At 54.6% G+C, this 15,117-nt stretch carries 10 protein-coding genes; 5 read left to right on the top strand and 5 right to left on the bottom strand.

The window, feature by feature from the left end:
- Window positions 1–117 precede the first annotated feature (117 nt).
- The 5 genes from G549_RS20475 (at window position 118) to trxA (ending at window position 9,874) form a co-directional block, all read left to right on the top strand.
- The gene (locus tag G549_RS20475; protein ID WP_051213881.1) at window positions 118–2,520 is read left to right on the top strand and encodes a sensor histidine kinase; all 2,403 of its coding nucleotides are present in this window, start codon (window positions 118–120) and stop codon (window positions 2,518–2,520) included.
- Window positions 2,521–3,027 (top strand): tRNA (adenosine(37)-N6)-threonylcarbamoyltransferase complex ATPase subunit type 1 TsaE, encoded by a 507-nt coding sequence (gene tsaE, locus G549_RS20470; RefSeq protein ID WP_051213879.1) that lies wholly within the window; start codon window positions 2,521–2,523, stop codon window positions 3,025–3,027.
- 8 nt (window positions 3,028–3,035) lie between these two features.
- Window positions 3,036–6,062: a double-strand break repair protein AddB gene (addB, locus tag G549_RS0114225; RefSeq protein ID WP_169449657.1), complete on the top strand. Its 3,027-nt coding sequence runs from the start codon at window positions 3,036–3,038 to the stop codon at window positions 6,060–6,062.
- A complete protein-coding gene (gene addA / locus G549_RS0114220) occupies window positions 6,062–9,439 on the top strand; it encodes a double-strand break repair helicase AddA (RefSeq protein ID WP_027835579.1) in 3,378 nt (1,125 codons plus the stop codon). Before addB ends, addA begins: the two co-directional genes overlap by 1 nt.
- A gap of 111 nt (window positions 9,440–9,550) precedes the next feature.
- Window positions 9,551–9,874, top strand: coding sequence for a thioredoxin (trxA, locus tag G549_RS0114215; protein WP_027835578.1), 324 nt, complete (start codon window positions 9,551–9,553; stop codon window positions 9,872–9,874).
- Between the two features lie 41 nt (window positions 9,875–9,915).
- Here the strand turns inward: trxA and G549_RS0114210 are convergent, their stop codons facing one another.
- The 5 genes from G549_RS0114210 to G549_RS0114190 all read right to left on the bottom strand — a co-directional run bounded on the left by G549_RS0114210 (window position 9,916) and on the right by G549_RS0114190 (window position 15,084).
- The gene (locus G549_RS0114210; RefSeq protein ID WP_027835577.1) at window positions 9,916–11,220 is read right to left on the bottom strand and encodes a bifunctional folylpolyglutamate synthase/dihydrofolate synthase; all 1,305 of its coding nucleotides are present in this window, start codon (window positions 11,218–11,220) and stop codon (window positions 9,916–9,918) included.
- A gap of 9 nt (window positions 11,221–11,229) precedes the next feature.
- Window positions 11,230–12,225, bottom strand: coding sequence for an acetyl-CoA carboxylase, carboxyltransferase subunit beta (accD, locus tag G549_RS0114205; RefSeq protein WP_027835576.1), 996 nt, complete (start codon window positions 12,223–12,225; stop codon window positions 11,230–11,232).
- 134 nt (window positions 12,226–12,359) lie between these two features.
- A complete protein-coding gene (trpA, locus tag G549_RS0114200; RefSeq protein ID WP_027835575.1) occupies window positions 12,360–13,181 on the bottom strand; it encodes a tryptophan synthase subunit alpha in 822 nt (273 codons plus the stop codon).
- Window positions 13,182–13,200: 19 nt separating this feature from the next.
- Window positions 13,201–14,421: a tryptophan synthase subunit beta gene (trpB, locus tag G549_RS0114195; RefSeq protein ID WP_027835574.1), complete on the bottom strand. Its 1,221-nt coding sequence runs from the start codon at window positions 14,419–14,421 to the stop codon at window positions 13,201–13,203.
- Between the two features lie 30 nt (window positions 14,422–14,451).
- Complete coding sequence (locus tag G549_RS0114190; protein ID WP_027835573.1) at window positions 14,452–15,084, bottom strand: phosphoribosylanthranilate isomerase; 633 nt, start codon at window positions 15,082–15,084, stop codon at window positions 14,452–14,454.
- Window positions 15,085–15,117 lie beyond the last annotated feature (33 nt).

The following is a 15,117-nucleotide window of genomic DNA, read 5'->3' as shown; positions in this document are numbered from 1 at the left end:
GTATGGTGAAGTGATTCGCTGAGCGGGCAGCGATTTGTTTTTAAGGGGCAAGAAATGACGCCGGTCACATTCCGGATTAACAAAGGAGTCGCGAAACTTGGTTGCGCAACCCTTGCTATGCTGGCGGCAAAACCAGCCCTTGCCCAAACAGACATCTCCACAGCACAACTGATTTCCACCACACCGCTAGCAATAGCGCTGGGGGCACTCCTATGTGGCGGTGTCACCACATATCTGGCGCTTCGGCAATATCGAAAAGCGGAGATAATGCGCGTAAAGAGCCAGCGTCAATTGGCTGAGCTAAGCGCAGCTTTGGATGAAAAAGGCGCAATCTTGCATGGCATGCGCGAGGTGACTCTGATTTGGCGCGGTGAAGCCAAAAAAGCGGATTCAATCGGCCCCATCCATGCAACAATTCCGTCATGCACCACAGTTGATGATGTATTGGACTTTAAGGCCTGGCTCGATTCAAAAGCGGCGATTGAAGTCTCGTTCAAATTGGACGAGTTGCAAGCGCAAGGGCGCGAATTTGAATATCGTGCACCGGGTTTAGGGGACCGGGATTATCGCATTTCCGGTCGCGTGGTTGCGGGCAAACCGCTGATCCGCATTTCGCCACGCGAGGTTGAAGTGGATGAGCCATATGTATTGGCGGAAACACGCAACAATGTGCCCACCATCGAAACCTATGCGGCGCTCATCGATAAGTTTAACCACCCCGCATGGGTGCGCAATTTCCAAGGGCAGTTGGTCAAAGTCAATGCCGCCTATCTCAAGCTCGCCTTGGGCGGCGCTGGTCTGGAACCAGATCAACCGATTCCAGAACTGTTTGATGATGAGGCGTTGGCACGACATCGTCGTTTGGATCCGCTGGATGGTGGACCACTTTCGGTTACCGAGGAGCACGAAGAGTTTGGCGTGCTTGACGTGACTTTGTTCAAACTTTCGGACGGCGCGGCAGGCTATGCGGTGCAGGGCCTTGCCTCCAATGAAGAGCGCAACGATCCCAAAGCAAGTTTTCTCACCGCCGCCATCAACGAACTGCGCACGCCTGTCGCCGTATTCGATGGTGCCGCGCAGCTGACCCATTTCAACAAGGCGTTTGCTGAGTTTTGGGAAATGGATATTCAATGGCTCGAAACGCAACCGAGCGAAAAGGCCATTTTGGATCGCCTGCGCACCCAAGGCAAATTGCCGATGGAACCGGATTACAAAAAGTGGCGTGCGCAGCATTTGGAAGCTTATGGGTTGAAGAAAACCCGCGAAACCATGTGGCATTTGCCCAGTGGCCAAGCGCTGAATGTCATCGCTTCACCCGCGCCACATGAGCGCGGCGTCATCTATGTTTATCACAATGTGACCGAGCAGCTTGCCCTCGAAAGTCGGTACAATGCGCTCATTCATGTGCAGGACGAAACATTGAACGCCTTGTCCGAGGCAGTGGCGGTGTTCGGCACAGACGGGCGTTTGAAGCTCCACAATGCGCAGCTCTCGCGCATTTGGAAATTGCCGATGAACAAGCTGGATAAGCAAACCCATATCGCCGACATCGCCTCCATCAGCGCTGAAACACTGCCCGAGGATGGCGCGCGCATTTGGGGCGATCTAAAATCTGATATTTTGGATTTAGACACAGAGCGCCACGATAAAAAGGGCCGCATTGTACGTTCAGATAATCGGCTAATCGACTATGCCATTGTGCGGCTGCCCGACAGCCAAACCCTTGTCACTTTCGTTGATGTGACGGAAGGGGCATCGTTCGAAAAAGTGCTGAAGGAACGCAATGAGGCGCTGGAGACAGCGGATAAGCTCAAAGATGCATTCGTGCAAAATATCTCTTATGAGTTCCGATCACCTTTGACCAATATTATTGGCTTTGCCGATCTGTTGGCCAGCGAAGCCGCCGGCCCGCTTACGGAAAAGCAAAAAGACTACACCGACTTTATCCGCGCGTCCTCAAGCTCATTGGGCTTGCTGATCGACAATATTTTGGATCTCACAACGATTGATGCGGGCATTGCCGAATTGCAGACCGAAGTGCTTGATGTGCCGTCGCTGGTTGAAAAGGCGCGCAAAGGCGTGCTGGCCGCATTGCAAGTGGGCCGCGATGAGGTGCCGATCAATCTTGAGATCTCCATTGCCGACAATTTGCCGACTTTTGTTGCCGACGGCACGCGGATTGTGCAGGTACTTTATAATCTTCTGTCCAACGCGGTGCGCTATTCGGACCCAGGTGCGCGGGTGAGCTTGAATGTGTTTGAGCGCGGCGGCCGCATCCTGTTTGTTGTGGAGGATGAAGGCGCAGGCATTCCAGACGACATTATTGCCTCGGTCTTTGACCGATTCGAAGGCCGTGCCGTTGAAGGCCGTCAGCGTGGAGCAGGGCTGGGTCTTTCGATTGTAAAGACCTTTGTGCATATGCATGGCGGCACTGTCGCGATTGAACGCTTGCAGCCGAGCGGCACTAAAGTTACGGTCAACCTACCAACGGAACAGGTGGCCAAAGGCGCAGCCGAATAAATGATCCATGATGACCAACTATCAATAATTCTTGTAAGCGAACGCGCAACGCTCGACTTTGCAAAGATGCTCTATTCCCTGATGCAACCGGGAGATATCGTCACCCTCACCGGGGATTTAGGAGCTGGTAAAAGCTTTTTAGCGCGCGCACTGCTGCGCCACGCTGCAAATGATCCTGAGTTAGAAGTGCCGAGCCCAACTTTCTCGTTGGTGCAAAATTACCAATTGCCCAATCAATCTTTTCTTCATGCTGATCTTTATCGTTTGAGTGACGAAAGCGAAGCTCAAGAACTGGGCTTATTTGATGATGATCAGGCGGTCTTGTTGATCGAGTGGCCCGAACGCTTGCCTGGTCTTGTCGAGCGGGCGACCTTCAACCTGTCCCTGCATTTGATTTCTGAAATGTTGGAAGGCCGCACATTACATGTCTGGGGCGATCCAACGCGCCTTGAAGCCCTTGCTCATCTTGTCGAATCCGGATCAGATAGCGGCATCAAACTAATCTAAAGGACATGATGCGGCGCTCGCTTTTCACCATCGCGCCAGATGCGCCTTTTCTCAAGGTGCTGGCCACGCATATAATGCAAGGCACCCTTACGCCTGATTGGCCGCGCGAGGGGCCGTTCTGGCTGTCTGACATTACCATTTATTTACCCACAAAACGTGCGCGTTTGGCGCTGATCGACATTTTACTCGAGCAGCTGGGTGGCGCGGCTTTGCTGCCCAATATTTATACATTGGGCGAAAGCGATGAAGTGGAAAACGCGTTCTTCGCAGAGCCAGATTTAAGCACAACCAACGCCGCGTCAAAAACCGAGCGGACCTTGTTTCTCGCGCGCTTGATTGAGGGGTGGGCACACCAAGCTGAAAAGGCGAAGCAAGTCGGGTTTGCTTCTCCCCCAAGTGCTGCGGAAATTTTGGCCATGGCCCAATCACTTGGGCAATTGTTGGATGATTTTCTCACCGAAGAAATTGATTACAGCGCGCTAAGCCAATTGGTGCCTGATGAGCTGGCAGAGAATTGGCAGCAAAGCCTCAATTTCATTCAGATCGTCACCGAAAACTGGCCGCTATATCTCGAAGAATTAGGCGTACAGGAAGCTGCCACCGTGCGTCGCGAAAAGTTCGCGCTGGCGCAACAATCCTTAAAATTGCGGTATGGCAATCGGCCTGTAATCGCGGCCGGTTCCACCGGCTCGGTGCCGGCCAATGCCCGCTTTCTGGCCGAAATCAGCCAATTGCCGAATGGTGCGCTGGTCCTGCCTGGTTTTGACGCCGCGATGTCAGTGGACGATTTTAGCTATTTGCTGGAGCCGCAGAACAAAGCCCACGCCCATCCGCAATTTGGCATGGCCAAGCTTTTACGCAGTTTTAATGCCGGGCCGGCGGATGTTGAGGAACTGTTCCATGCCGGGCGGGGCCGCGCGCAGGTGCTGCATCGCGCGCTGGCCAGTGCCGAAAATACGGCGCAATGGCATGATCAGCGCGGCGAAATCGGGGAAGAGATGGTCGCCGCCACAGATCAAATCAGTCTCTTGTCGATGCCCAATGAGGCGTTGGAAAGTCGCGCCATCGCGATGGCCACGCGCGAGGCTTTGGCCAATCGTAAATCTGTCGGCATCATCGCGCCGGATCGGGATCAGGCCCGCCAAATCATTGCTGAACTGCATCGCTTTGACATCTCTGTCGACGATAGCGCCGGTGTGCCGTTGAGCCAAAGTCCGGCTGGACGCTTGGTGCGGCAATTGTTGCAAATGGTGCATGCCGAGTTTACTGCGATTGATGTGGTGGGACTACTGATCCATTCGTCTGTCTGTTTCGGGCGGGATCGTGGCACATTGTCCGCCTTGCGCGAAACAATCGACCTCTCAATCCTGCGCGGCATGCGGGGGAAGCCCGGCCTTGATGGTCTGATGGACGCCGTGCATAAAGCCCATCACGATCCAGCCCCACGTCAACGGCGCTTGTCGGCTGAAGAGGCAGAAGCGCTTACCGTGCTGTTGACCGATATGGAACGCATCCTGGCGCCTCTGATCGCGCCCTTTGCGGCGGGTACGCCGGGGCTCTTGTCTATTGCACGGGCGCTGCCCGATATTATTGCGCAAGTGATCGCTGATGATCAGGGCAAGCCGCACTTGCCGCACGGCTATGATCAATTGCAAGATTGGCTAAAGGAGTTGGCCGCGGGCAGCATTGACCTTAGTCGCATTGCGGGCAGCCAGTTCGTGTCTGCCATGACGCTCTTAATGAGCTCAGTTTCCGTGCGCCCCTTGGAACAGGCTCGCCACGACGTGCAGATATGGGGCCGCGTTGAAGCGCGATTGCAAAGTGCAGATGTGATGATTTTGGCGGGGTTGAACGAAGGCGTTTGGCCCGAAGATGCAGATCCAGGACCATGGATGTCGCGCGGTATGAAGATCGCTGTTGGCCTCGAACCGCCGGAACGCAAAGTGGGGTTGGCCGCCCACGACTTTTTGCTGGCGCTCAGCTCACCTGAAATTGTGTTGTGCTTTGCCGAACGGCGCGGCACGTCACCCGCGGATCAGTCGCGCTTCCTAAAGCGTCTGTTGGCATTTGTCGGCAAAGAATGTGAGGCTGAACTGGCTGAGCGATCAGCGCATTTGAAAGCATGGGCCATGCAAATTGATGCCGTGGAAACGGTAGCTCCCGCCCAGCGCCCTGTGCCGCAGCCGCCCGCCGAATTGCGCCCACGTCGCCTTTCGATCACTGAAATTGAAACGCTGCTCCGCGATCCTTACGCCATCTATGCCAAACATGTACTTCGCCTAAAACCGCTTGATCCGTTGGGCGCGCCGCCTGATTTTGCCGAACGCGGCAATTTGATCCACGATGTGTTGGGTGACTTTATCGCCGACGGGCATGATTGTGCCGCGCCGGACGCGCACGCCAAAATGATGGAGTTGGCCGCGGTTGCATATGAACGCTTGGCCGATGTCGCGGACCGACGCGACATTTGGCTTAAGCGGTTTGACGCCATCGCCAGGGCCTTCCTTGCCCACGAAACCACCAATAATGTGCATCTGGCCATGCGCCATGCCGAAATTCGCGGTGAGGCTACCCTGGAGATTGCGGGCACACCATTCACCTTGCATGGTCGCGCCGACCGGGTCGATCAAACACAGTCCGGTACGTTAGAAATTGTCGACTTTAAAACCGGCGGTGTGCCGGGCAAGAAGGACATGGAAAACTTTATGGCCCCGCAATTGCCCATGGCGGGCCTGATTGCCCGGCAAGGCGGATTTGAAGGGGTCGAGCGGGCCAAAAGCGGCGCTTTTCGCTATATCAAGCTGGCCCATGGACCGGATACGCTAAATGTGAGCAATTTCCCTTCCAATCAGGATGCCGACGCCTGGGTGGATCAATATTGGGAACGGTTCTCGCGCTTTGCTGAATTGATGTTGCTGCGCGATGATATCGCGATGGTGGCGCAGCTCAATCCGAAGCCGGAACAACGGTTTGAGGGCGATTATGATCATCTGGCCCGCGCCAAAGAATGGGCGCCTGAGGGGGAGGATCAATAATGCGGCAGGATCTTCATATCGCGCCAGAAACAGTTGACGCGCAAAAACGCGCCGCCAATCCCGAGGCGCATGCTTGGGTGGCGGCCAATGCTGGATCGGGCAAAACTTTCGTGCTGTCGCGTCGTGTGCTGCGCCTTTTGCTCGACGGCGTCGCGCCAGATGAAATCTTGTGCCTGACCTACACCAAAGCCGCTGCTGCCGAAATGCGCGCTCGCGTCACCGACAAGCTGGGCGAATGGGCTTTGATGGACGATGTTGAACTGGGCAGCGAACTGTTGGACCTGACGGGCCATCGTCCTGACGCGGACAAATTGCGCCGCGCCAAACAGCTGTTTGCCCTCGCATTGGAAACCCCCGGCGGGTTGAAAATCAACACCATTCACGCCTTTGCCGAATCTGTGTTGCACCGCTTTCCGCTGGAAGCGGGGGTGCCGTTTGACTTTGAAGTGATTGAAGACGCCGATCGCACACAAATGATGCAGGAGGCGCGGGAGCGGGTGCTGGCGGGGCGATATCGCAAGGAGCAGATTGCGCCCCTCCTAGACGTCCTATTTGCCCGGGCAAGCGATGCACAGATCGAAGAAGCATTGGATCGACTGCTCTCTGAAGGCGCGAAACTGAAAACGCTATTAATGTTCAAAGAGAAGGCCATCGGCAATCTTGCCCGGTTTTTGAACATTGATCCGCAACTGAGCGAAAATGCCGTCACCAATCAGGTGATCAACGAAGCGATTCTGCCGCAGTCAGAATATCACGCAGTCGGCCAGCATCTGAGCCATCAAAATTTGGCCAAAACCATCGCCGACGGCTTGTTGGCAGCCGACCCCACACAGCCAAATATCGATCAAGCCTTCAGTGCGCTGCTCACGCAAAAGGGCACACCGAAGAAGGGCACAGCCGGCATCGCCAAAAAAGATCCGGCAGTAGCGGCGCAAATCGAAGATGAAGCGAACCGATTGGCGGACCTGTTTGAAGAGCTAAAGCTGGCGCGCATGCTGGACAATTCCAAAGTGCTGCTCACTCTGGCTGAAGCGGTGATGGGTGCTTATGAAGCGGGCAAAAAGGCCAAAGCGCAGTTGGATTTTGACGATTTGATTCTGGCATTAAAGCGCCTGTTTGCCAATGAAGCCTACGGGCCGTGGGTGGCTTACAAACTGGATGCAGGCATCACCCACATTCTGGTGGATGAAAGCCAGGACACGAACCCCGAGCAGTGGGACATTATTGAAGCCATTGCCAGAGAGTTTTTTGCGGGCGAAGGGGCCGTGCAAAAAAAGCGCACCCTGTTTGCGGTGGGGGACGAAAAACAATCCATCTATAGCTTCCAAGGGGCGGAACCGCGCCTGTTCGGCGAAATGGGGCGACGCTTTGCCCGCCGCGCCCGCGAAGTCGAACAGATTTGGCATGATGTGCCGCTGCAAACCTCTTTTCGGACCCAAAGCCCAATTCTGGACGCGGTGGATTTGGTGTTTGAAGCGCAGCAAAACCATAAAGGTCTTGCCGGGGTGGCGGCCGCGCCCAGCCACCGCGCCGCCCGCACCACAAAAGCCGGGTTTGTTGCGCTTTGGCCAATCGAGCCTGCGGCCGAAAAGCCAGAGCCGCGGGATGAATACCCCATCGAAGCATCTCGGCACGAGCAGCGCCCGGAAGCGAAACTGGCGCAAAAAGTTGCACGCACAATTGAAGATTGGTTGACCAAGGGGCGGCAATTGTCGGGCCATGATCGTGCAGTAAAGCCCGATGACATCATGATCTTGGTGCAAACGCGCGGCAAGCTCTTCAAGGAAATGATCAAAGCGCTGAAACAGCGCAATTTGCCCAATCTGGGCGAAGATAAGCTGGTCGTAAACGATCATATCGCAGTCAAGGACTTACTGGTGCTCGGCGACGTGATGGTCAACCCGGCCGATGATTTGGGGCTGGCAACAGTGCTGCGCTCGCCCCTGTTCGACATCAGCGAGCAGCAACTCTTCGCGTTATGCCACGACCGCCCCAAAGGACCGCTTTGGGCGCATTTGCGCCAATTTGCCAAAACACATGTTTGGGCGGAAAAGGCCTATGCCACCCTGCGCGAATGGCGCACACACTTGGATGTGGACCGCCCATACGAGTTTTTCGCCTTTATCCTATACGCGCACAAGGGCTTGCAAAAAATGCACGCCCGCTTGGGGCCGGAAATCGACGATGTGATCGGCGAGTTTATGACCATGGCGCTGGCGCATGAGCGGCAGGATCAATCGAGTCTGATCGGTTTTCTCACCAAAATGCGTGCGTCTCCGGCAGAGGTGAAGCGCGAGCTGAGCGACGTGAAAGACAATATCCGGGTGATGACCGTGCATGGGGCGAAAGGCCTTGAGGCACCGATTGTGATCTGCTTGGACGCGACGCAAGTGCCGGATAGCCGCAATTATTCGTCACCCGTCTTTCTCGACGTGCCTGCCGAACTGCCGCACCAAAGCTTTTTGGCCTGGAATATTGGCGGCGCGACCAATCTGCCCGAAGCCGCGGCAATGCTGAAAGAAAAACGTGCGGAAAAAGAGTTCGATGAATATCGCCGCAAACTTTATGTGGCGCTAACACGGGCTGAGGACGAGCTCTATCTCACAGGCGTTGAGAAAAAACCGTCCAAATCCGGCCCCGCCAGCTGGTATGACATGGCCAAGGGTGCGTTAAATGACCACAGTGACGAGCGCGAGGAAGGCACCATCTATCCCAAAGGCAGCGTCACACACGTGCCCGCAACGCCGACACCCATCGCGCACCTTCGATCTACCATGCCGAAGGAGATTTCGACCCCTGTAGCCCCACCGGTGAAGCGCGACATCATCGAGCCATCGAAAGGGGAAGAATCGTTGTCCGTCGCAATTGCGCCGACAGATGGTCCGGTCGGCTTGCCGCCGAAATTGGCGATGGCGCGCGGCAATGCGCTGCATGCCCTGTTGCAATATTTGCCCGACTATGCCGAAGACGAGCGGGAGGCCCTGGCCAAAATTGCATTGCCGTTGATATTGCCAGAAGCCCCTGAATTACATGAAGAAATCATTGAAAAAGCGCTCAATATATTGGGCGCAGACACGCTGAAATTTTTGTTTGCTGACGATAGCCGCGCCGAAGTCGCCATCGCAGCAGATATGGAGATCGATGGCGCACCGGCGCGCATCACGGGGCGCATTGACCGCCTGGTGATTAGCGAAGACGAAATCTTGATCGTCGACTTCAAGTCCGATCAAAATGTGCCCGAAACGGCGGCACAGATCAGTCCCAAATATAAGCACCAACTGGCCCAATATGCCAAAGCATTGGCGCCAAACTTCCCAGATCACACCTTAAAAACCGCCATTTTATGGACCCAAAATGCGCGTTTAGTGTCTGTTTGAGAAAAGAATTTCAAAGGTGACGCAAATTTAATCACCCCGGCGTGATCTGCTTGAATCTTTATCCGACTCTTCTTACATTCGGTGCAACGAAATATGAAAGGGGATTTGGCTATGACCACCCAAGTATCTGAAGAACAATTCTCTGACGAAGTGCTAAACGCTCAAGTGCCTGTATTGGTTGACTTTTGGGCAGAATGGTGCGGCCCATGTAAGGCGATTGCGCCTGTATTGGACGAAATTTCATCTGAGATGGACGGCAAAGTGAAAATTGTGAAGCTGAACGTGGATGAATATCCAAACGTTGCGGCACAATATGGCGTTCGCTCCATTCCAACCATGATCCTGTTTAAAGATGGCGCGGCTGCCGATATGAAAATCGGTGCAGGCGAGCCAAAAGCAGGCTTGGTGAAATGGCTCGAAGGCCACGCAGCTTAACGCTTATCTAGCGATAGCAATGAATTGAAACGCCGCGCCAATTATTGGGGCGGCGTTTTGTTTTGCAGCAACACGTCACCTGCCAGATAAAGCGAGCCGCAAATCACCACCCGTTGAGGGCCGTCGCGACTGACAGCTTGCAGTGCCTCAACAATGCTGTGTGCGGGCGTGGCGGCAAAACCAAGCTCTCCGGCTGTTTGCGCCAACCCCTCTGGTGTCGATCCGGCATTGGTGGCCAAATCATCATCAGGCACAGGCACAGTGATGATGCGATGGGCCAACCCATCAAACGCGGCAAGATAGCCGCGAATGTCCTTGTTGGCCAACATACCCAGAACCAAGGTCAGCGGCCGCGAACTTTTCTCGTTCAAATCGGCCAACCCTTGCGCCAACACTTTGGCACCATCCACATTATGCCCGCCGTCAAGCCACAACTCACTTTCCGGGGGCAGATATTGATTGAGTTCGCCCTTTAGCGGCGAGAACCGAGCGGGCCATGTCACCGTGCGCAAACCCGTTTCCATCGCCTCAGATGTGGGGTTCAAACCGAAATGACGCAAAGCCGCGATCGCGGTTGCAGCGTTGCTCAATTGATAGTGGCCGCGCAAATTGGGCGTTGGTAAATCCTCAAGCCCTTCTGTGTCTTGATAGACGAAGCGGCCATTTTCCGCGTAGCCGTCAAAGTCTTGTCCGCCCACAAAAGGCGTAATGCCCAGTTCCATCGCGCGCCGTTCCAAAACGCCCATGGCGTCGTGCATCTGCCGCGCGAAAACCGCCTTTGCCCCAGCCTTCATGATGCCCGCTTTTTCAAAGGCAATCTTTTCAATTGTGTCGCCCAAAAACTGAACATGGTCGATGGAAATCGGCGTGATCACTGTGCCGAAAGGCTGTTTGACCACATTGGTGCTGTCCAGCCGGCCACCAAGGCCGGTTTCCAGCAGCACCACATCAGCTTCCACCTGTGTGAATAGGTCAAAGGCCACCACAGTGGTCAGCTCAAAAAAGGTGATGGGTTGACCCGCATTGATGCGCTCAAGCCGCTCCATGGTCTCATTGAGCCGCTCTGAGCTCACCAGCTCGCCAGCCAGGCGAAACCGTTCATGAAACCGGGAAAGGTGCGGCGAAATATAGACATGCACTCGCTTGCCCATGGCTTCCAAAATGGCACGCATAAAAGCAATGGTGGAGCCTTTGCCATTGGTGCCCGCCACATGGATCACCGGGGGCAGGCGATCATGCGGATTGCCTGCCTGATCCAACAAGCGTTCAATCCGTCCTAAGGACAGATCCATCTTTTTGGGATGTAGCGCCATCAGGCGCTTAATAATCTGTTCGGTTTCGGTCACGTACCGCGACTATTCAGCGTGGGCCACTGGCGGTTGTTCAAGGCGCAAATCGCCTTCCGCTGGGCCTTCATTGTTTTTGGCCTGCTCGCCTTCACTTTCCGCAACCGCATCGCGCACGCTTTTGCGCTTAGCGCTTGTGGTTTCAATCTCATTGAGCTCGGATTTGGTGAAGATACCGATCAAACGACCAATGGTTGAGCGCAAATCGTGGCGGTGCACCACCATGTCGATCATGCCATGGTCATAAAGATATTCTGAGCGCTGGAAGCCCTTGGGCAATTTCTCACGAATGGTTTGCTCAATCACCCGCTGGCCCGCAAAGCCAATCAAGGCATCCGGTTCAGCAATTTGCACGTCACCCAACATGGCGTAAGAGGCGGTAACGCCGCCTGTGGTTGGGTTGGTCAGCACCACAATGTAAGGCAAACCAGCTTCTTTCAGCTTTTGCAGCGCAACTGTCGTGCGCGGCATTTGCATCAAAGACAACATGCCTTCCTGCATCCGCGCACCGCCTGAAGCGGTGAACAAAACAAAGGCGGTTTTGTTTTTAATGGCGGTGTCGACAGCTTTTACAATAGCGGCGCCTGCGGCCATGCCGAGCGAGCCACCCATAAAATCAAAATCCTGCACCCCAACGGTCACATCACGGCCAAGCAATCTGCCCGCGGCCACCAAAACTGCATCTTTCATGTCGGTCTTGGCGCGGCTTTCGCGCAAGCGATCAGTATATTTTTTGCTGTCACGGAATTTCAGCGGATCAACCGGCACTTCGGGCGTTTCAATTTCGGTGAACTTACCGTCATCCAAAAACGCTTTCAGGCGGTCCCGTGCTTTGATTTTCATGTGGTAACCAGAATTTGGCACCACCCACTGATTGGCTTCAAGGTCGCGATAAAAAACCATCTCGCCACTTTGCGGGCACTTCACCCACAAATTGTCTGGGGTTTCACGCTTGTTCAAAAATGACTGAATTTTTGGGCGAACGACGGAATTAATCCAGTTCATGAGACCTCTTAGCCTTCCTGCATAAAAATTTCTGCCGCCTTATAAGCGATCATTCAATGATTGGCGAGTCATGCTTTAGCCGCGCCAGTCTAAACCTATTATAATCGTTTTACGGCAAAATTGCGAGTTTTTGCCTAACGTGAACTGCGTGCCCCTTCGGCCAAATCGCGTACAATCTTGTGTACACGCGCAGCAATCTGGCTCGGCTGTTCATTGGCGGCCACGCCATCCTCCACGGCAGAGACCAAAACTGACCCGACAACAACGCCATCCGCATTCGCGCCAATGCGCTTGGCGTCGTCCGCTGTTTTAATGCCAAAGCCCACGCAAATCGGCAAATCCGTATGTTTGTTCAACCGCTCGACCGCTGCGCTGATATTGGTGGGGTTGGATAGGGCTGAGCCGGTGATCCCGGTCATTGAGACATAATAAACAAAGCCAGATGTGTTGGCCAAAACCTGCGGCAGCCGTTTGTCGTCTGTCGTTGGTGTCGCCAGGCGAATAAAGTTCAAGCCTTTATTCAGCGCGGGCAGGCACAATTCTTCGTCTTCTTCCGGCGGTAGGTCCACAACGATCAAACCATCAACGCCTGCTTCAAGTGCATCGGCCAAGAACTGGTCAACACCATAAATATAGATGGGGTTGTAATAGCCCATCAACACAATCGGCGTGCCGCTGTTTTGGGCGCGGAACTGGCGAACCAGTTCCAATGTCTTTTTCATGTCTTGTCCGGACTTAAGGGCGCGTTGGCCCGCGGCTTGAATGGCGGGGCCATCGGCCATGGGGTCAGAAAAGGGCATGCCCAGTTCAATCACGTCGGCCCCTGCATCGGGCAGGCCCAATACAATCTCTTTCGCCGTATCAAAATTCGGGTCACCTGCCATCACAAAGGTCACAAGGGCCGGGCGGTTTTCCGCGCGCGTTGCGGCAAAGGCGTCATCCATACGCTGGGTCATATCGTCAGGTCCTTAGTGATTATTGCTCTAGATCAACGCCAAGATGCTTGGCAGCGGTGAACACGTCTTTGTCCCCACGGCCACACAAATTCATCACGATGATTTGGTCTTTGTCCATTTTCGGAGCGCGCTTCACCAGTTCCGCCAAAGCGTGGCTGGGTTCAAGCGCTGGGATAATGCCTTCGAGGCGGGTGAGCAGCTGGAAAGCTTCCAGCGCTTCATCATCCATGATCGGCACATATTCAACGCGACCACTTTCTTTCAGGAACGAATGCTCAGGCCCAATCCCGGGATAATCCAATCCAGCGGAAATGGAGGCCCCTTCGTCGATTTGACCATCATAATTTTGCAACAAATAGGTGCGGTTGCCGTGCAATACGCCAGGTTTGCCCGCGGTGAGTGAGGCGCAATGCTCGTCGCCATCAAGGCCCTTGCCACCAGCTTCCACGCCCACAATTTGCACGTCCTTATCGTCCAAGAAGGGGTGGAACAGGCCGATGGCGTTGGACCCGCCACCAACCGCAGCCACCAACATATCGGGCAGACGCCCCTCGGCTTCCATCATTTGCTCTTTGGTTTCGCGGCCAATCACAGACTGAAAATCGCGCACCATTTGCGGGAAGGGGTGTGGACCGGCAGCGGTGCCGATCAAATAATAGGTGTCATCCACATTGGTCACCCAGTCGCGCAACGCTTCATTCATGGAGTCTTTCAGCGTGCCTTGCCCGGCGGTCACGGGGATGATCTCCGCGCCCAAAAGCTTCATGCGGAAAACGTTTGGCGCTTGGCGCTCCACGTCTTTTGCGCCCATATAGACAACGCAGGGAAACCCAAAACGGGCACATACGGTGGCGGTGGCCACGCCATGCTGACCGGCGCCGGTTTCCGCAATGATGCGCGGTTTGCCCATGCGTTTGGCCAAAAGGATCTGCCCAATGCAATTGTTGATTTTGTGTGAGCCAGTATGGTTCAGCTCATCGCGCTTGAAATAGATTTTCGCGCCACCCAGATGCTCGGTCAAACGCTCGGCAAAATAGAGCGGCGAGGGTCGGCCAATATAATGCTTGTTGAGATAGTCCAACTCGTCCTGAAAACTCGGATCGGCTTTGGCGGCTTTGTAGGCTTCATCCAGCTCAAGGATCAGCGGCATCAATGTTTCGGCGACAAATCGGCCGCCAAACATGCCAAAACGACCCATTTCATCCGGCCCTTGGCGCAAACTATTTGCAGTTGAAGTCATTTATTCAATCTCCCTTGTCGTGCTGCGGTGTTAATCCCGCGCACGGCGCATAAATTCTTTGATCATGTCGGCGTCTTTTTCGCCCTTGCGCACTTCCACACCTGATGAAACATCTAGGCCAAAGGGGCGCACTTGGTTGACGGCCTGCTGAACATTTTCAATCGTTAAACCACCGGAAAGCATGAACTTTATGCTCGGGTCAAGCGCTTTCAAAATTGACCAGTCAAAAACCTCGCCATTGCCACCCGGATGAGCCGCATCTTTTGGGGGCTTGGCATCAAGGATGATGAGGTCGGCCTTTCCCGCAAAGGCGGGCACAGGGGCCAAATCTTCTTCAGCGCCAATGGAAAACGCCTTGATCACGTCCACACCCATTTGCTGAATATGTTCAACGCGTTCAACGGTTTCCTGACCATGTAGTTGAATATAATCCGGCGAGAGGGAGACCGCATGTTCGAGCAGGTCTTCGTCAGGGTTGACGGTCAATATTGCCGTTTTCACCCGTCCGTCCACATGGCGGATCAGCTTGCCGATATCGGAAAAGTCCAGATGGCGCGGGCTACGTGCGAAATGCACAAAGCCGATCACATCGGCACCAGCCTCAATGGCCACATCGACCAGCTCAGGTGTTTTCAAGCCACAAATTTTGATCAGCAAAGGCATGAAGCTAAACTCGTATTCAAAAAGCGTTGCCGC

The organism is Maritalea myrionectae DSM 19524, assembly GCF_000423365.1.
Classification (GTDB): Bacteria; Pseudomonadota; Alphaproteobacteria; order Rhizobiales; family Devosiaceae; genus Maritalea; species Maritalea myrionectae.
The sequence above is the reverse complement of the archived record's forward strand: the minus strand, read 5'-3'. Positions and strand labels throughout refer to the sequence as shown.

Excerpts from the sequence above, each read along its gene's own strand:
- G549_RS20475 (WP_051213881.1), top strand. The coding sequence starts at position 118 with ATGCTGGCGGCAAAACCAGCCCTTGCCCAAACAGACATCTCCACAGCA.
- tsaE (WP_051213879.1), top strand. The coding sequence starts at position 2,521 with ATGATCCATGATGACCAACTATCAATAATTCTTGTAAGCGAACGCGCA.
- addB (WP_169449657.1), top strand. The coding sequence starts at position 3,036 with ATGCGGCGCTCGCTTTTCACCATCGCGCCAGATGCGCCTTTTCTCAAG.
- addA (WP_027835579.1), top strand. The coding sequence starts at position 6,062 with ATGCGGCAGGATCTTCATATCGCGCCAGAAACAGTTGACGCGCAAAAA.
- trxA (WP_027835578.1), top strand. The coding sequence starts at position 9,551 with ATGACCACCCAAGTATCTGAAGAACAATTCTCTGACGAAGTGCTAAAC.
- accD (WP_027835576.1), bottom strand. The coding sequence starts at position 12,225 with ATGAACTGGATTAATTCCGTCGTTCGCCCAAAAATTCAGTCATTTTTG.
- trpA (WP_027835575.1), bottom strand. The coding sequence starts at position 13,181 with ATGACCCAGCGTATGGATGACGCCTTTGCCGCAACGCGCGCGGAAAAC.
- trpB (WP_027835574.1), bottom strand. The coding sequence starts at position 14,421 with ATGACTTCAACTGCAAATAGTTTGCGCCAAGGGCCGGATGAAATGGGT.
- G549_RS0114190 (WP_027835573.1), bottom strand. The coding sequence starts at position 15,084 with ATGCCTTTGCTGATCAAAATTTGTGGCTTGAAAACACCTGAGCTGGTC.